This is a genomic window from Flavobacterium sp. W22_SRS_FK3 (assembly GCF_052113665.1).
Classification (GTDB): domain Bacteria; phylum Bacteroidota; class Bacteroidia; order Flavobacteriales; family Flavobacteriaceae; genus Flavobacterium.
Genome location: NZ_JBGQOF010000009.1, coordinates 42,510 through 61,666, shown reverse-complemented (window position 1 = coordinate 61,666; position 19,157 = coordinate 42,510). Strand labels below are relative to the sequence as shown.

Below are 19,157 nucleotides of genomic sequence, written 5' to 3'. Positions count from 1 at the left end.
CTACAATTAATTCTTTTCAATTACTTTAACTTCAACAGCTCCTGTACTTTCGAAAAAAGAAACTAGTTCAGCTTCATTATCACTTACAGCAACTTCCATTAAAAAATGGTCATCTGTTGTTCTTACATCAGGATTTTCAGCTTGCTTAAATGGCCATAATCTACTTCTCATATAAAAAGTGATTACCATTAAGTGAGCAGCAAAAAATACAGTCATCTCAAACATAATTGGCACGAAAGATGGCATATTCTGGATGAAACTAAAACTTGGTTTACCTCCAATATCTTGTGGCCAGTCATGAATCATTATATAACTCATCATAAATGTTGCAAAAGAAATACCAACACATCCATATAAAAAAGCACAAATTGCTAATCTTGTTGGCGTTAAACCCATTGCTTTATCCAATCCGTGAACCGGGAATGGAGTAAAAACCTCTTCAATATGATGATGAGCAGCTCTGGTTTTCTTTACTGCATCCATCAAAATATCATCGTCATTATAAATGGCGTATATTACTTTATTACTCATGATGTGAATCTTTATTTGCTCTTTCTCTAATGTAATTATCTCCTGTTCCTTTCAAAATTGTTTTTACCTCTGCTTGAGCAATAACTGGGAATGTTCTAGAGTATAATAAAAACAATACAAAGAAGAAACCAATTGTTCCGATGAAAATTCCAATATCTACAAATGTTGGTGAGAACATTGTCCAAGAAGATGGAAGGTAATCTCTATGTAAAGAAGTTACAATAATTACAAATCTTTCAAACCACATTCCAATGTTTACCACTATCGAAATGATGAATGAGAACATGATACTTGTTCTTAATTTTTTAAACCACATAAATTGTGGAGAGAAAACGTTACAAGTCATCATTGACCAATATGCCCACCAGTAAGGTCCCGTAGCTCTGTTTAAGAATGCATATTGCTCATACTCTACTCCTGAATACCAAGCTACAAATAACTCAGTGATATATGCCACACCAACAATAGAACCAGTAATCATAATAATGATATTCATTAATTCAATATGTTGTAATGTGATATACGCTTCAAGGTTAGAAACTTTTCTCATAACGATCAACAATGTGTTTACCATCGCAAATCCAGAGAAAACCGCTCCAGCAACAAAGTATGGAGGGAAAATTGTTGTATGCCATCCAGGAATAACTGAGGTAGCAAAGTCCATAGATACAATCGTGTGTACAGAAAGTACAAGAGGCGTAGCCAAACCAGCTAATACTAAAGATACTTCTTCAAAACGCTGCCAATCTTTCGCTCTACCGCTCCATCCAAAACTCAGGATTGAATATACTCTTTTATTAAAAGGTGTTATTGCTCTATCTCTTAGCATTGCAAAATCAGGTAATAAACCAGTCCACCAGAAAACTAATGATACCGAAAGATATGTTGAAATTGCGAATACGTCCCAAAGCAATGGTGAATTAAAGTTTACCCATAAAGATCCAAACTGATTTGGAATAGGTAAAACCCAGTATGCCAACCATGGACGTCCCATGTGAATAATTGGAAATAGACCTGCCTGAACTACCGAAAAGATAGTCATTGCTTCTGCAGAACGGTTAATAGCCATTCTCCAACGTTGACGGAAAAGTAATAATACCGCAGAAATTAATGTTCCAGCATGACCAATACCAACCCACCAAACGAAGTTTGTGATATCCCAGGCCCAACCAACTGTTTTATTTAATCCCCATGTTCCGATACCGGTAGATACGGTGTAAATGATACAACCTAACCCCCAAAGGAAGGCTATTAATGCGATTGAAAATACAATCCACCATTGTTTGTTTGCAGGCCCCTCAACAGGTGCAGCTACATCTACTGTTACATCGTGATAAGATTTATCACCTATAACTAAAGGTTTTCTAATGGGTGCTTCGTAGTGAGACGACATAATCCTTTATATTGTTTCTAATTAATAATTTACTAAGTATTTCTAACTTTAACATGGTAAACCACATTAGGTTTTGTTCCTACATGCTCTAACAAGTGATATGATCTTTCATCAGCCGCTAATTTAGCTACTTTACTTTCAATATCATTAACATCACCAAATATCATTGCTCCAGAAGAACAAGCATTAGAACAGGCTGTCTGAAACTCGCCATCAGCAACTGGTCGACCTTCATTTTTAGCTTTTAACTTAGTTGCTTGTGTCATTTGAATACACATAGAACATTTTTCCATAACTCCACGAGAACGAACGTTTACATCAGGATTTAATACCATACGTCCTAAATCGTCATTCATGTGATAATCGAATTCACTGTTTTTGTTATACAAGAACCAGTTAAAACGACGTACTTTATATGGACAGTTGTTTGCACAATAACGAGTACCCACACATCTGTTATATGCCATGTGGTTCTGACCTTCACGTCCATGAGATGTTGCAGCAACAGGACAAACTGTTTCACATGGTGCGTGATTACAGTGTTGACACATTACAGGCTGAAATGCTACTTGTGGATTTTCTCCAGCTTTTTCCATTTCATTAAATGTAGATAATGAACTAGATAAACCAGCAATATTCTCTTTTCTTTCATTATCACCTTCAAAAGTACTTTCAGAAGAATAATATCTGTCAATACGCAACCAGTGCATATCACGACTTCTTCTTACCTCGGCTTTACCAACAACAGGAACGTTGTTTTCAGCATGACAAGCAATAACACATGCTCCACATCCTGTACAAGCATTTAAGTCAATAGAAAGATTAAAATGATGACCAGTAGAACGATCAAAAGACTCCCATAAATCAACAGTTGTAGCTTCAACCTCTTGATGATCTAATGATACCATTGGCTTTTCATTCCAATGTTCAGCATCTTCTTCATTGAACGTTTTAAGAGTAGTTTCTTTTATAATATCTCCCCTACCCATTAATGTTTTCTGACCTTGAACACAAGCAAACTCATGAACTCCATTTGCTTTTGCAATAGATACAGATTGAACACTATTAAAGTTTTTATATAAAGCATAGGCATTTAAACCCACCTGCATTTCATCTTTTAAAGCCGCTTTACGACCATAACCTACAGCTAAACCAACTGTACCAACAGCTTGACCCGGCTGAACTATTACCGGAACGTTTTCTAACTTAGCACCATCAGCAGTAGTAATTGTAGCATAACTACCATTCAAACCACCATTTGCAACAATTTCATTTGTTAAATCAAGCTTCTTAGCATCAGCATTAGAAATAGTTATATAATTATCCCAAGAAACTCTTGTGATAGGATCCGGAAATTCCTGTAACCAAGGGTTATTTGCCTGTTGACCATCACCCATACCCGTTTTAGTATATAATACTAATTCGAAATCTCCAGCAGATCTTGACTTAGAAACTGCATTAGCCGCAGCAGCATAATCAAAAGAACCACCAGATAAAGCAGTAGAACCAACTACAAAAACGCCATCGTGTAAAACTTTATTCCAAGAAGATCCTGCAATAATCTCAGCCGAATTGGCTTTTAGATAATCATAGAAATTTCCAACAAAACCATTTAATGATAATAAAATTTCTTGAAATTGTTTAGTATTAAATATAGGACGAATAGTTGGCTGAGTTAAACTATAAGTTCCTTTGGTTATTTCAACATCTCCCCAAGATTCTAAATAATGTGGCGCAGGAGCAGCAACTGTAGTAATAGATGCAGTTTCATCCTCTTTTAAAGAGAAAGCAACCGAAGTTTTTACTTTTTTCAATCCAGATACAAAAGAAGCTGAATCAGCTAATGTATAAACAGGATTAATTCCACTCATGATTAAAGTATGAACACTGCCAGCATTCATGTCTTTTATTAATTGAGATACAACCGCATTTGATCCTTTTCTAATTTGTCTTGATCCAGCAGTATTAAAAGCTTCACTAGACAATCTTTGATTAATAGCAAAAACTAATAATTGAGCATTTTTATCTTCAATTCCAGATACTAAAACCCCTTTTGAACCGGCCGCTTTTAATTGTTGGGCTGCTTTAACAGCTTCCGCTTTATAAGCCCCTTCTAAAGAAACAGGAACAGAACCACCTACAACAATATTGTATATTTGAACTAAAGCTTGTTTTTGATCAGATACAGTCATTGGAACACGCTTATCAGCTGCTGCTCCGGATAATGTCATGTTTGATTCAAACTGAAAATGACGAGACATTTTTCCATTTTGTGGAATACGTCCTTTTGCATATCCAGCATCATATCCTCCTCCTTGCCAGTCTCCTAAGAAATCAGCACCTACAGATACAATTAATGAAGCTTTTGAAAAATCATAATCAACTAATGCTCTTTCTCCATAAACTGTTTCAAAAGCATCCAAAGCATCAGATGAAGAAACTGCGTCATAAACAACATGCTTTGCATTTGGGTTTTTAGCAATAAATTCCCCGATCAACTTTTCAGTAGATGGGCTTGCTAAAGTATTTGTCAACAATACTACTTGTCCTCCTTTTACTTTGGCCTCTGCAAGACTTGATTTGATTTTCAAATCAACAGCAGACCAATTACTATTTTTTCCTTCCAATTTAGGCTCTTTCAAACGCATACTATCATATAAAGATAGAATAGATGCATGAATTCTAGCATTGGCTGAAAATTTAGCTCCAGAAATAGTATTGTTCTCAATTTTAATTGGACGACCCTCTCGAGTTTTTACTAATAAGTTAGCAAAATCAAAACCATCAAAAACAGTTGTTGCATAATAATCAGCAACACCAGGAATGATTTGTTCCGGTTGTAAAACATAAGGTATCGATTTGTGAACAGGACCTTCGCATGCAGCAAGTGTAACAGCTGCAGTACTAAACCCTACGTACTTTAAAAAGTCACGACGTGAAGTTCCAGATGAAGCTAAGACATCTGTATTTCCTAAAAACTCATCAGTAGGAATTTCTTCAACAAACTCGTTATTTCTAAGCGCCTCAACAATAGAACTATTTTCTAGTTCTTCAACACTTTTCCAGTATTTTTTGTTTGATGACATTGTATATAAATATTAAAATCTTAATAATTCGATTAATAGTGGCATTTACCGCATTCTAAACCTCCCATTTGCGCTGCAGTTAATTTCTCTACACCGTATTTTTTAGAAAGTTCAGCATGAATTTTATCATAGTATGCATTTCCTTCCATCTTAACATCCGTTTTTCTATGGCAATCAATACACCATCCCATTGTTAATTTAGAATATTGCTTCATGATTTCAAATTCCTGTACCGGACCGTGACAAGTCTGACATTCAACTCCAGCAACAGTAACGTGCTGTGAATGATTAAAATACACAAAATCAGGTAAATTATGAATACGAACCCATTTTACAGGCTTAGTTTTTCCTGTATATGATTGTTTACTTTTATCCCAACCTACAGCGTCATATAATTTTTGAATTTCACCATCATAAAATGCTTTGCTATGCTCAGGAGTAGCGGTAGCTTCAGCAACCTCAGAGATGTTTTTATGACAGTTCATACAAACATTTAAAGAAGGAATACCAGCTGTTTTACTTACACGTGCAGCAGAGTGACAATATTTACAATTGATCTCATTATCTCCAGCGTGAATTTTGTGAGAATAGTGAATTGGCTGAATTGGCTCATAATTTTGATCCACACCAACCTGCATTAAAAATCCATATACAAAATAACCACTCGCTAAAAGCAAAAATATAGAAGTAACTAATACTAAAAATTGGTTTTTAGCAAAAGCTTTCCAGATTGGAGTTCTAGCTTCTTTAGGAGCAACTACAATTCCGTTATTACTTGCAATTTTAGTCAAAACTTTGTTCACCATGAACAACATTACAACTAAAATAGCCATTACAAGAGCAAGTGCGGCTAAAATAATATTATTAGATATTCCACTTGTACCTTCCTGATGACCTATCGGCAAAGCATTAGCTCCAGTAACAGGCTCAGCTTTCACTTCAGAAGTATAAGCAATAATATCATCAATATCACCTTCAGATAATTGAGGAAAAGCAGTCATTACTGACTTATTGTTTTCTTCAAAAAGTTTAACAGCAACTGGGTCGCCTGATTTAATTACTTCAGAGCTATTGTGTACCCACTTATAGATCCAAGCCATATCATGTTTACCAGCAACACCTCTTAAGGCAGGACCAGTTGATTTAGCATCTAATTTGTGACATGCAGCACAATTTGCATTAAAAAGTTCTTTCCCTTTTGCCGGATCACCTCCTGCAGTTGCAGCCGGAGCAGCAGCTTCAGGGGCTGCGGGAGCAGCAGCAGCATCTTGAGCAAATGAAGTTAGGGAGAAAATCAGCGTTAGCGATAAGCTAAGCAGCAATTTTCTTGAGATCGAATTATGGTTACCCACCTTTTTCATATAGTATAATAATTATCTACTAATTTTTTGGTATGGTTTTTTCTATATTAAATAAGTTAAAACCGAATACCCTCTTTTAAAACTTGCACAAAAATACAATTTAAGTGCTATTCTCAAAACCTTAAAATAGTCTTAAATATCAATTTATATCAATTCTAAATAAAAAGAACATTTCACATATAAACTTTAAATACTACTTTTGTATAAAAACAATCACATTATGAGAATTTTAACCCCGTCAAAAAAGTTTTTAATATCATTATCCATGTTTGGTTTAGCATATAACATTAATGCACAAGATCAGAATATTACTTTGAACCAAGATCCGAAATTTGAGCAATTACTGAATGACAAACGTAAAATTAACACGTCAATTAGTACCAACGACACTTACAAAATTCAAATTTTTAGCGGTAAAAGTGAGGAGGCAAAAAAAACATTATCTAATTTTAAAAGAGAGTTTAATCCCATAGATGGAACTATAATTTTCAATACTCCAAATTACAAAGTTTTAGTTGGAAATTTTAAAAGCCGAATTGAAGCCGAACGAAATTTAGACGAAATTAAAAAAAAGTACAAAAGCGTTTTCCTTGTTAAACCAAGCAAATAAATTCAGGATAACAAATTCCAAAGACCACTTAAGAGTGGTCTTTTTTATACCCAGGATTAAGAAAAATCAAAATCACAAACATCACCCGTTATCTGCCAATTTAAATCAATTTCAGATGTTAAAATACTAAAAGCAAATATTTACTCCTATATAACGTTTAGATATCTTAGAAACGAAAAAAGTCCCAATTTTCATTGAGACTTTTAATTTTATCATAAAAGAATTATTTCAACTTCTTCTTGATTGCTACTTCATGATATGCTTCAATAACATCTCTTTCTTCGATGTCATTATACCCCTTAATTTGGATACCGCAATCATAACCTTTAGAAACTTCTTTAACGTCATCTTTAAAACGTTTTAAGGCAACAAGTTCACCTGTATGCACTACTACTCCATCTCTAATAACTCTAATTTTAGAAGTTCTCATGATTTTACCATCCATTACCATACAACCAGCGATTGAGCCTACTTTAGAAATTTTGAAAATCTCACGAATTTCTGCAGTTCCTAAAATTTCTTCTTTCATTTCAGGAGCTAACATTCCTTCCATCGCATCTTTCAAGTCATCAATAGCAGCGTAAATAATAGAATAATAACGAATATCGATTTCTTCTTTATCTGCAAGTTGTCTCGCATTTCCGGCCGGACGAACATTAAATCCGATAATGATCGCATCAGAAGCAGAAGCCAACATAACGTCAGTTTCAGTAATTGCCCCAACACCTTTATGAATAATATTAATTTGAATTTCTTCAGTAGAAAGTTTAGAGAACGAATCTGATAATGCCTCAACAGACCCATCTACGTCTCCTTTAAGGATTACGTTTAATTCTTTAAACTGACCAAGTGCAATACGACGACCGATTTCGTCAAGCGTAATATGACGTTGTGTACGTACAGATTGTTCACGCATTAATTGAGAACGTTTAGAGGCAATTTGTTTTGCTTCTTTTTCGTCTTCAAAAACATTAAATTTATCACCTGCAGTTGCTGCACCATCTAAACCTAACACCGATACCGGAGTCGAAGGACCTGCCTCTTTAACTATATGTCCACGTTCGTCATGCATAGCTTTAATTTTACCATGATGCTTTCCAGCCAGCATATAATCTCCAACTCTTAAAGTTCCGTGTTGAACTAAAATTGTAGAAACGTATCCTTTTCCTTTATCTAAGAAAGCCTCAACTACAGTTCCCTGTGCAGCTTTGTTTGGATTTGATTTCAAATCTAAAATCTCAGCCTCTAATAATACTTTCTCCAATAATTCTTTTACACCTGTTCCAACTTTTGCAGAAATATCATGTGATTGAATTTTTCCACCCCAGTCTTCAACAAGTAAATTCATGCTTGCTAAACGCTCTTTGATTTTCTCAACATTAGCATTTGGCTTATCAATTTTATTGATTGCAAATATGATTGGCACTCCCGCAGCTTGTGCGTGAGAAATTGCTTCTTTTGTTTGTGGCATGATATCATCATCCGCGGCTACAACAATAATAGCGATATCGGTAACCTGAGCTCCACGTGCACGCATCGCGGTAAACGCCTCGTGACCCGGCGTATCTAAGAATGCGATTTTTTGACCGTTATCTAATGTTACTCCGTAAGCTCCAATGTGCTGCGTAATACCTCCAGACTCACCAGCAATAACATTTTCTTTACGAATATAATCCAGTAAAGATGTTTTACCATGATCTACGTGTCCCATTACAGTAACAATTGGCGCTCTAACTACTAAGTCCTCTTCTTTATCTTCTACTACCTCAATAGCTTCTTCGATATCAACAGTGATAAACTCCACTTCGTAACCAAATTCATCTGCTACGATAGTTAATGTTTCAGCATCTAAACGCTGATTCATTGTTACCATGATACCAAGCGACATACACGTTCCAATTACTTTAGTAATCGGCACATCCATCATGATGGCAATTTCACCTACAGTAACAAATTCAGTAACTTTAATCGTTTTACTTCCTTCGTCAAGTGCTCTTTGCTCTTCATCAGATTTTTGACGGTGCGTATCTCTTTTATCTCTTCTGTATTTAGCAGCTTTAGATTTCCCTCCTTTACCCTGAAGTTTTTCAAGAGTCTCTCTAATTTGGTTTTTTACTTCTTCTTCAGTTGGCTCAACTTTAGCTACAATTGCAGGGCGATTTCCTTTGACAAAACCAGGTCTTGCACTTCTGTTAGCATTAAAACCTCCACCACCAGTATTTGGCGTAATTTTATTAGGATTTGGAGTTCCCGGAGCATTTCCTGTAGCAGTTCTTGGTGCGCCAGGAGTGCCTGGCTTAGGAGCAATTCTCTTACGCTTATTTTTGTTAGCGTTATTGTTTGCACCCGGAGCACCCGGTTTATTAGGAGTTATCTTTGGATCTTCTTTCTTTTTCTTAGGCTTATTAAATTGAGACAAATCAATTGTTTGTCCTGTAAGAGTCGTTCCAGATAATTTTTGATACTGTGTAGTGATAGTCTCTTCAGCAGTTTCAGGATCAGTTGCAACAACTGGTTCTTGTGCAGTTTTTGGACTTTCAGCTTTAACTTCTTTTTTCTCAGTAATAATAGGTTTTTCTACTTTGTCTTGAGTTACCGGCGCTTCAGATTTAACCTCAACTTTTTGGATTGGTTTTTCAACTTCCGCTTGACTGACAACTTTTGGTTCTTCAGTTTTGGCTTTAACCGGCTCCTCTGAAGGAGTAGGAACAGCAACAGGTTTTTTCGGATTTAAATCTATCTTACCTACCTGAACAGGTCCGGTCACAACAGCTTTCGCTTTTATAATTTCCTGTTGTTTTTGGCGCTCTTCGTCTTGCCTGCGTTTGTCCTCAATTTCTTTCTCACGCTCAACACGTAAAGCTTCCTTTTCTTTTCTTTTCTCTTCTCCTACCTCTTTAGAAGCTTCCTTATTCCCCTTATCGCCCGCAAATTGGCTTTGTAGGATATTAAATTCGCTATCAGAAATTTTTGCATTCGGATTTGCATCAATAGCAATTCCCTTATCTTTTAGATAATCAACAGCTCTTTCTAACGAAATGTTTAATTCCCTTAAAACCTTGTTTATTCTTATTACTCTCTCTTCAGACATATAACCTTTTTATTATTACCTTTTTCGTTGTGTTGTTAGAGTAGATAATTAGTTATCAAACTCTTCTTTTAGTATTTTCATAACGTCAAGAATAGTTTCCTCTTCTAAGTCCGTTCTTCTTACTAAATCTTCTACTTCTTGCTTTAAAATACTTTTTGCAGTATCCAAACCTATTTTAGCAAACTCTTCAATTACCCAGTCTTCGATTTCATCAGAAAATTCTGTTAATTCAACATCGTCTTCATCAGCCGTTGCACCTGCAACATCGCCTTCACGGATAACATCTAATTCGTAACCTGTTAACTGTCCCGCTAATTTAATATTGTGGCCTCCTCTACCAATTGCTTTAGAAACTTCTTCTAATTTCAAAAAAACTTCAGCTCTTTTATTCTCTTCATCAATTTTGATTGAAGAAACTTTTGCCGGGCTTAAAGCTCTTGTAATAAACAATTGAATATTGCTTGTATAGTTGATTACGTCGATATTTTCATTTCCTAACTCACGAACAATTCCGTGAATACGAGATCCTTTCATACCAACACAAGCTCCAACAGGATCAATTCTATCATCATAAGAATCTACCGCTACTTTTGCTTTTTCACCCGGAATACGAACTACATTTTTAACTGTAATTAAACCGTCAAATACTTCAGGAATTTCTTGTTCAAACAATTTCTCTAAAAACTTCTCAGAAGTTCTAGACATAATAATTTGCGGTTTGTTTCCTTTTAATTCAACGCTTTCAATAATTCCGCGAACATTGTCTCCTTTACGGAAAAAATCAGATGGAATTTGTTTTTCTTTCGGAAGTACAATTTCGTTTCCTTCATCATCCACTAAGATAACTACTCTAGGACGAACGTGATGTACCTCTGCCGTATAAATATCACCAATAATATCTTTAAATTGTTTGTAAAGATTTGTATTATCATGTTCGTGAATTTTAGAAATTAAGTTTTGACGCAATGCCAAAATAGCCCTTCTTCCTAAGTCGATCAATTTAACTTCTTCAGAAACTTCTTCTCCAATTTCAAAATCTGCTTCAATCATTCTTGCTTCAGTCAAGGTAATCTCTTCGTTCTCAAAATCAAGATCTTCGTCAGCAACGATTACTCTTCTTCTCCATATTTCCATATCTCCTTTATCAGGATTTATAATAATGTCGAAGTTGTCATCAGAACCGTATTTTTTCTTTAATGCATTTCTAAACACGTCCTCTAAAATTGCCATAAGCGTTACACGATCAATAAGTTTATTATCTTTAAACTCTGAGAATGAATCGATTAATGCTAAATTTTCCATGCGAATTCTTTAATTAAAATGTTACTGTAACAATTGCCTCTTTAATTTCTGTATAAGGTATTTGTTGCTCTTTTTGAACTGTTTCTTTTCCTTTTCCTACTTTTTTCGGTTCTCTTGCTTCCCAAGACAAAATTATAAAAACATCGTTAGCTTCTACTAATTCTGCCTCAATTTTTTCATTATTTGTAGTAACAATCAATGTTCTACCTATATTTTTTATATATTGCCTTGTAAATTTCAATGGTGAACCTACTCCTACAGATGCCACTTCAAGCGAAAAATCCTGTTCTTCACGATCCAAATTGTTCTCGATTGCACGACTGATATCAATACAATCCTGAAGCGCTACTCCATTATCCCCATCTAAACCTACACTAATTTTAAAAGAATCAGAAATACTCAAATCAATCAAAAAGATTGATGGCTTTTCCAGAAGTGCCTCTGTGATTAGTTCGTTTACTTTTTCTTTAAATGTCATAATTTTATAAAAAGAGGGGACACTTAGTCCCCTCATTATTTAGATTTTAATAAATAACGGTGCAAATATAGTGTTTTTTTTATAAATCAAAATAATTAGATTGCCCTAATAACATTTCTTATCTTTATGAGCGCATCAAAATACAGGATGATTCAAATTTTAACCTCAAAAACAATTGAACAAATTCACCCCACCTACTTCATCTAATACCCATAAAGACACATTGAAAGTCAATGCTTAATATCTCAAAAATGTTAATATAGAAATCGCTTCGCTTTACATTTGTGAATACAAAATCACAGAATTATTGCCGGACCAGGCATCACTTAAGCAAGATATGACTTAAAAAAGAAATCCATTTTAAGATTAAAAATGGATTTCCTTTTTTACATTGATTTTCTGGTTGACTCTCGTTCTTTTAATTTTGTTTTAATAACGATTGTCTCATAATCAGAAGTCTCGTCTTCACCTTCCTCCAATCTTGAAATTAATCGCTTAGCCGCAACTTCTCCAATTTCAATTCCATGCTGACTTACAGTTGTCAAACTTGGAGACAAACGTCTTGATGCTAAAATACCATCAGCAAAACCTATAATTGAAATATCTTCCGGAACTTTAAAACCTTTCTTTAAACTAACCCTTAATGCTGCGACTGAATCATTTTCATCCAATGCAAAGATTCCGTCGATTTTATGATCAAAAATTGCTTCAATTTTACTTTTCATATCATCTTCTGAATCAGTACGAAGGATGATTTTTTCGTTTACCGAAATATTATTATCCTTTAAAGCTTTCAAATAACCATCAGCTCTCAATTTTCCAACACTTAAGTTATCTACTGAAGAAATCAAGGCAATATTTTTGCATCCTAAATTAATTAAATGCTGTGTTGAATTCAAAGCTGAATCGAAATCATCAACCACAACTTTATCACATTCAACTCCATCAGCAATTCGGTCAAACATTACAATTGGAGTCCCGTCATTGATAATCTCAGAAAAATGACTGTATTCCTGCAATTTCTGAGCTTCTTGTGAAACCGAAAGAATAAAACCATCAATTGTTCCGTTGCTCAGCATTTCAAGGGTGTGAATTTCCTTCTCTAATGATTCATTTGAAATACACGTAATTACATTATATCCTTTTTTATCGGCCACTTTTTCTATACCGCTAAAAACCTTAGCAAAAAAGGAGTTCAAAATATTAGGTATAATTACACCAATTGTTTTGGTTTTACGATTCTTTAAATTTAGACCAATAACATTTGGCTTGTAATTTTTGAGTTTAGCATACTCCTTAATTTTCACCTTAGTTTGCTCACTAATTTCCGGACTATCATTAAGCGCTTTAGAAACTGTTGATACAGAAACATTTAGTTCTTTCGCGATTTGTTTTAAAGTTGCTTTAGCTTTCATTCTATCATTATTTATTGAATTAATACAAATATAGTAGAATTACTGAAATTAAAACAAAAATTACCCAACACTACATTAAAATTTTATCATGTCCTCCTGCCTGCCAGAAGGATTATAAAAAAATAAATACCAAATTTTACAACTGCTTTTTTATATTTACCTTAATATATTAGGTTATACAATAAATATAATAACCAAGTCAGATTTATTAACAGCAACATTACCAATTCAGTCTGCAGAATCACATCACACATTAGAAGTACAACGATTACGCAGATAAAAAGATAGATTTCTGATAATGTAAGAGGTCCCGGAACCCCAAACTACTCAACCAGTTTGCCCAGGCAAAGGAGTTACTATAAAGAAAGACTATATCACTACCTCTTTATTTGGAGCTGCCTCATAATTAGAAGATTATGACGAACCACCTGAAACAGCAAGTACGTATATATTGCCAATTCGTTTATTATAACAAAACAATTCTAAATATTTGAACCACCTTCACATAATTTGTGAAGGTGGTTTTTTTATTGTTTTAAATAAAAAACTGAAGCCCTGATTTTCAGCATATAAAATAATCTTTTCAGGTATTTGGTTTTAAAATAATTAATTGTACTTTTGCATCCCCTTTATTGGGGATGGAATGTTTAATTAAAATAATATTATGGACGCATTAAGCTACAAGACAATTTCAGCTAGCAAAGCCACTGTAACAAAAGAGTGGATTGTTGTAGACGCTGAAGGTCATAACTTAGGTCGTCTTGCTTCAAAGGTTGCAATGATCTTAAGAGGTAAGTACAAACCAAGTTACACACCGCACGTTGACTGTGGAGATAACGTAATTGTTATCAACTCAGAAAAAATTAACCTTACAGGTACAAAAATGAATGACAAAATTTACATGCGTCATACAGGTTACCCAGGAGGACAAAGAACTTTAACTGCTAAAGTATTGCAATCTAAAAACCCTGCATTATTAGTAGAAAAAGCTGTAAAAGGAATGTTACCTAAAAATAAATTAGGCGCTGAACTTTTTAGAAATCTAAATGTTGTTGTAGGATCTGAGCACAAACAAGGCGCTCAAAAACCTAGAACTGTTAACCTAAACGATCTTAAGTAATGGGAGTTATTCACAAAATCGGTAGAAGAAAAACCGCTGTTGCACGTGTATATGTTTCTGAAGGAACAGGAGTTATCACTGTAAACAAAAAAGAATTCGCAACTTACTTTCCAACTGCAACTTTACAATATAAAGTATTACAACCATTATCTATGACAGAAAATGCTAGTAACTTTGATGTAAAAGTAAATGTTTACGGAGGTGGTTCAACTGGTCAGGCAGAAGCTGTAAGAATGGCATTAGCACGCGTAATGTGTGAAGTAAATGCTGAAAACAGAGCTATACTTAAACCAGAAGGTTTATTAACAAGAGATCCAAGAATGGTTGAACGTAAGAAATTCGGTCAGAAGAAAGCTCGTAAGAGATTCCAATTCTCTAAACGTTAATATTACCTGTCTTGTATATATGGTACAAGACATCATCAATTTATTGAAATTAAAAAACACAGTTGTTGTTGCTCTCCTGTCGAGGCAGGAAATAGTTTAGCATCTAAATGTATAAAGCCTGGGAAACCGCCATTTATACATTGCTAATCAACAGAACGTAAACTAGTACAAAAATGGCAAACAAAATAGAAGTTAAAGACTTACTAGAAGCAGGTGTTCACTTTGGACACATGACTAGAAAATGGGATCCAAACATGGCTCCTTACATCTATATGGAACGTAATGGTATACACATTATCAATCTATATAAAACTGCAGCAAAAATTGAAGAAGCTAACGAAGCTTTGAAAAAAATCGCTGCATCAGGTAGAAAAATATTATTCGTTGCTACCAAAAAACAAGCAAAAGACATCGTTGCTGAAAAAGCAAAAGCTGCAAACATGCCGTACATCACTGAAAGATGGCCTGGTGGAATGTTAACAAACTTTGTTACTATCCGTAAAGCAGTTAAAAAAATGTCTTCTATTGACAAAATGAAGAAAGATGGTACTTTCATGACGTTATCTAAAAAAGAGCGTTTACAAGTAGATCGTCTTCGTGCTAAATTAGAAAAAAACTTAGGTTCAATCGCTGACATGTCTAGACTACCAGCTGCATTGTTCGTAGTAGATATTAAAGCTGAACATATCGCAATAAAAGAAGCACAAAAATTAAACATTCCAGTTTTCGCAATGGTTGATACGAATTCTGACCCAAGAGAGGTTGATTACGTTATTCCTGCAAATGATGATGCTTCTAAATCAATTGACAAAATTTTATCTTTAGTTACTGCTGCTGTAATAGACGGTCTTTCTGACAGAGGCTCTGAAAAAGAAACTGAAGCTTCTACAGAAGAAACTCCAGCTGCTCCTGCTGTTGAAGCTGCACCGGCTGTTGAAGCTGCTGCTCCAGCAACTGAAGAATAAATCAAATTTTAAATTCCAAATTTTAAATTCTAAAATCCATACACAAATTAAAAACGTTATGTTGATAATTTAATAAAATTGGAGCTTAGAATTTAAAAGATGGAATTTTTACTTTTAACATTAAAATTCAAAATATTATGGCAACAATTACTGCTGCAGACGTAAATAAATTAAGACAAACTACAGGTGCCGGAATGATGGACTGTAAAAAAGCTTTAGTTGAAGCTGATGGAGATTTCGATAAAGCTATACAAAATCTTAGAGAAAAAGGACAAAAAGTTGCTGCTAACCGTTCTGATCGTGAGTCTTCTGAAGGAGCTGCTGTTTCTTTTGTTAATGCTGACAAAACTAAAGGAGCTATCATCACTTTAAACTGCGAAACAGATTTCGTAGGTAAAAATGAAGCATTCGTAACTTTAGCTAAAGAATTAGTAGAAAGAGCTATTAACTTCTCTTCTAAAGAAGAATTTTTAGCTTCAGATTTCAACGGAATTACTGTTGCCGAAAAACTAATCGAGCAAACTGGTGTTATCGGTGAAAAAATTGAAATCGGTGGTTTTGAAATTTTAGAAGGCGCTTTTGTTGGATCTTATGTTCACGTTAACAAAATTGCTGCATTAACTGCAATTTCTGCTGCAATTCCTAACGCTGACGTTTTAACTAAAGATGTTTCTATGCAAGTTGCTTCTATGGGGGCTGATACATTATCTTACAAAGATTTTGATCCTGCTTTCGTTGAATCTGAACTTGCTGCCCGTATTGCTGTAATCGAAAAAGATAATGAAGAAGCAAAACGTTTAGGAAAAACTTTAAAAAATGTTCCTAAATATATTTCATACTCTCAATTAACTGAAGAAGTTTTAAAACAAGCTGAAGAAGATGCTAAAGCTGAATTAAAAGCGGAAGGTAAACCAGAACAAATTTGGGATAAAATTATTCCTGGAAAAGTACAACGTTTCATTTCTGACAATACTACTTTAGACCAAGAAAAAGCTTTACTAGATCAAAACTTTATCAAAGATGACAGTAAAAAAGTGGGGGATTATGTTAAAGGATTCAACGTTGAAATTACAGGATTCAAAAGAGTTACTTTAGGTTAATATATTTCAATAAAAAAAAGCCCGAATATTAATTTATTCGGGCTTTTTTTTATTGAAGCATTTTGTATTTTATTATTTCTTTTTTTCTATAATCGGAAAATTTCTCGCACGCATTAAAGCTTCAGATTTAGGTGCTCTACCTCTGAAATTTTCATACGCTTTCTCCTGATCAATAGTATTACCTACAGTAAACACATTATCGTAAAGACGTTTTGCTACTTCTTTATCATAAGGCCCTTTCCCTTCTGTAAAAGCTTCCCAGGCATCTGCATTTATTACATCTGCCCATAAATAACTATAATAACCGGCAGCGTAACCGTCACTTGAAAAAATATGCGCAAACTGCGGAATTCTGTGGCGCATTACAATTTCTGATGGCATATGGAGCGCATCTAAAGTTTCTTTCTCAAATTTATGCGGATCAATAGTTTCTGTAGCCAGATGAAGTTTCATATCAACTAATGAACTTGAAATAGTTTCTACAGTCGCAAAGCCTTCACCAAAATTGGCTGCTTTTTCAATTCTATCTACTAATGTTTTTGGTAGTGGCTGATTTGTTTTATAATGCAAAGCAAACTTATTCAACACTTCCGGAGTTGCCAGCCAATGTTCTAATAATTGCGACGGAAATTCAACATAATCCCTGGCAACCGCAGTTCCTGCCAAACTCGGATAAGTTACATTAGAGCATAAACCGTGCAATGCATGACCAAATTCATGAAACAAAGTCGTAGCATCATCCCAGGAAATTAAAACAGGCTCATTTTCTGCTGCTTTTATAAAATTACAATTATTAGAAACAATTGTAAGTACATCTCCGTCAAGTTTTTGTTGGTCACGATGAGAATTCATCCATGCACCGGAACGTTTGCCTGTGCGTGCGTAAGGATCAAAATACCAAAGACCGACGGCTTTTCCGGTAATCTTGTTACTTACTTCCCAAACCCGAACATCCGGATGATATAAGGGAACATTCGTAATTTGTTTAAAACTTAAATTAAACAACTCACCGGCAACCCAAAACATTCCTTCACGCAAATTTTCTAATTGCAAATAAGGCTTTATTTCATTTTGATCTAAGTCATATTTTGCTTTTCTAACTTTTTCAGCATAATAGCGATAATCCCACGGCTGAATTTTAAAATTACCTCCTTCAGCATCTGCTATTTTTTGCATTTCAGCAACATCCTGATGTACTTTTCCTATAGCTGGCTCCCAAACTGACATCATTAAATCTAATGTTTTTTGAGGCTTTTTTGCCATTTTATTAGACAAACTCCAGTCTGCAAAAGTAGGAAATCCTAATAATTTTGCTTTTTGTGTACGCAATTGCAGTATAGAAATTAATGTCGAATTATTGTCATTTGCATTACCGTTATCACCTCGCTTAACAAAAACATCAAAAGCTTTTTCTCTTAAATCCCTGCGATTTGAGAATGTCAAAAAAGGCTCTATCGACGAACGCGTATTGGCGACACAACCTAAAGCATCAATTTTTCTCTCTTTTGCTTCTGCAATTGCAGCATTCTTAAATTCAAGAGGTAATCCATCAAAATCACTTTCTGTTTTTAATTCTATATATTGATTGTGCTCCTCTGCCAATAAGTTTTGACTAAAACGTGTAAAAAGTGATGCTAATTCCTGATTTATTTTAGTTACGCTTTCTTTATCTTTTTCATTTAGTTTAGCTCCTTCACGAACAAAATTCGTATAATACAACCATATTAATCGTTGTTGCTCATCAGTTAGTTTTTTACTTTCTTTTGAATTATATAATGTTTCAATTCTTGTAAACAGTTTTTTATTCTGATTGATTTTATCTTTAAATTCAGAAAACTTTGGAGACATTTCTCTGTCAACAACATTAAATTCCGGAGTACTCAAATTAGATCTGTAAATTCCGTAAACGGTATTAACACGTGAAATTGTCTTGCCGGAAAGCTCCAGAGCAGCAATTGTATTATCAAAAGTTGGCGCTTTTGGATTGTTTGCAATGGCATCAATTTCATTAAGTTTTTCCTGAATCGCAAATTCTATCGCAGGTTTAAAGTCAGAAACTTTATACTCATTAAAAGCAGGAACTCCTCCGTAAGGACCTGTCCATTTTTTTAGTAATTGATTTTCAGAATTAGTTTGTGCGTTGGCCGTAAAAATTGTTGTACTCATGATAAAAATTGACATTAATTTTTTCATTCTCATTGGATTTAGATAATAAAAATGGTTACATCCAAAAGTAACCAAAAATCATTAACCAAAATGAACTTTAACGTTGAGATTCTTTATTAGAAATCGTAAATTTTAAAAGGATAATCCATTATT

The 19,157-nt window shown here is 34.4% G+C and carries 14 protein-coding genes; 5 read left to right on the top strand and 9 right to left on the bottom strand.

The genetic code is table 11. The annotated features are described in order from the left end of the window. Positions 1–6: 6 nt before the first annotated feature. The 4 genes from ACEN2I_RS10570 to ACEN2I_RS10555 are packed head-to-tail and all read right to left on the bottom strand — an operon-like array spanning position 7 to position 6,371. Positions 7–531: a DUF3341 domain-containing protein gene (locus ACEN2I_RS10570; protein WP_441766070.1), complete on the bottom strand. Its 525-nt coding sequence runs from the start codon at positions 529–531 to the stop codon at positions 7–9. Next, the gene (gene nrfD / locus ACEN2I_RS10565) at positions 524–1,924 is read right to left on the bottom strand and encodes an NrfD/PsrC family molybdoenzyme membrane anchor subunit (RefSeq protein WP_042566279.1); all 1,401 of its coding nucleotides are present in this window, start codon (positions 1,922–1,924) and stop codon (positions 524–526) included. The genes ACEN2I_RS10570 and nrfD overlap by 8 nt, the downstream gene beginning before the upstream one ends. Before the next feature lie 32 nt (positions 1,925–1,956). Further along, complete coding sequence (locus tag ACEN2I_RS10560) at positions 1,957–5,010, bottom strand: TAT-variant-translocated molybdopterin oxidoreductase (protein ID WP_441766069.1); 3,054 nt, start codon at positions 5,008–5,010, stop codon at positions 1,957–1,959. A 32-nt stretch (positions 5,011–5,042) separates the two neighbouring features. Next, on the bottom strand, positions 5,043–6,371 hold the full coding sequence (locus tag ACEN2I_RS10555; protein WP_441766068.1) for a c-type cytochrome: 1,329 nt from the start codon (positions 6,369–6,371) through the stop codon (positions 5,043–5,045). A 220-nt stretch (positions 6,372–6,591) separates the two neighbouring features. Between ACEN2I_RS10555 and ACEN2I_RS10550 the strand changes: the two genes are divergently transcribed. Continuing rightward, positions 6,592–6,981 carry an SPOR domain-containing protein gene (locus ACEN2I_RS10550; RefSeq protein WP_441766067.1) on the top strand — a complete coding sequence of 130 codons (390 nt, stop codon included), beginning with the start codon at positions 6,592–6,594 and terminating at the stop codon, positions 6,979–6,981. Positions 6,982–7,204: 223 nt separating this feature from the next. On the opposite strand, the gene infB is transcribed toward ACEN2I_RS10550, so the two are convergent. The 4 genes from infB to ACEN2I_RS10530 all read right to left on the bottom strand — a co-directional run bounded on the left by infB (position 7,205) and on the right by ACEN2I_RS10530 (position 13,267). After that, positions 7,205–10,072, bottom strand: coding sequence for a translation initiation factor IF-2 (gene infB / locus ACEN2I_RS10545; protein WP_441766066.1), 2,868 nt, complete (start codon positions 10,070–10,072; stop codon positions 7,205–7,207). Positions 10,073–10,120: 48 nt separating this feature from the next. Beyond that, complete coding sequence (gene nusA, locus ACEN2I_RS10540) at positions 10,121–11,374, bottom strand: transcription termination factor NusA (RefSeq protein WP_056190461.1); 1,254 nt, start codon at positions 11,372–11,374, stop codon at positions 10,121–10,123. 13 nt (positions 11,375–11,387) lie between these two features. Beyond that, on the bottom strand, positions 11,388–11,852 hold the full coding sequence (gene rimP, locus ACEN2I_RS10535) for a ribosome assembly cofactor RimP (RefSeq protein WP_441766065.1): 465 nt from the start codon (positions 11,850–11,852) through the stop codon (positions 11,388–11,390). A 386-nt stretch (positions 11,853–12,238) separates the two neighbouring features. Beyond that, positions 12,239–13,267: a LacI family DNA-binding transcriptional regulator gene (locus ACEN2I_RS10530; RefSeq protein WP_441766064.1), complete on the bottom strand. Its 1,029-nt coding sequence runs from the start codon at positions 13,265–13,267 to the stop codon at positions 12,239–12,241. A gap of 664 nt (positions 13,268–13,931) precedes the next feature. Between ACEN2I_RS10530 and rplM the strand changes: the two genes are divergently transcribed. From rplM to tsf, 4 genes are all read left to right on the top strand, one after another. Further along, the gene (rplM, locus tag ACEN2I_RS10525; protein WP_007808911.1) at positions 13,932–14,387 is read left to right on the top strand and encodes a 50S ribosomal protein L13; all 456 of its coding nucleotides are present in this window, start codon (positions 13,932–13,934) and stop codon (positions 14,385–14,387) included. Further along, a complete protein-coding gene (rpsI, locus tag ACEN2I_RS10520) occupies positions 14,387–14,773 on the top strand; it encodes a 30S ribosomal protein S9 (RefSeq protein WP_441766063.1) in 387 nt (128 codons plus the stop codon). Before rplM ends, rpsI begins: the two co-directional genes overlap by 1 nt. A gap of 173 nt (positions 14,774–14,946) precedes the next feature. Then, complete coding sequence (gene rpsB / locus ACEN2I_RS10515) at positions 14,947–15,738, top strand: 30S ribosomal protein S2 (protein WP_441766062.1); 792 nt, start codon at positions 14,947–14,949, stop codon at positions 15,736–15,738. Positions 15,739–15,875: 137 nt separating this feature from the next. Next, positions 15,876–16,838: a translation elongation factor Ts gene (gene tsf / locus ACEN2I_RS10510; protein ID WP_029271946.1), complete on the top strand. Its 963-nt coding sequence runs from the start codon at positions 15,876–15,878 to the stop codon at positions 16,836–16,838. Positions 16,839–16,910: 72 nt separating this feature from the next. Here the strand turns inward: tsf and ACEN2I_RS10505 are convergent, their stop codons facing one another. Further along, a complete protein-coding gene (locus ACEN2I_RS10505; RefSeq protein WP_441766061.1) occupies positions 16,911–19,031 on the bottom strand; it encodes a M3 family metallopeptidase in 2,121 nt (706 codons plus the stop codon). Positions 19,032–19,157: the final 126 nt, after the last annotated feature.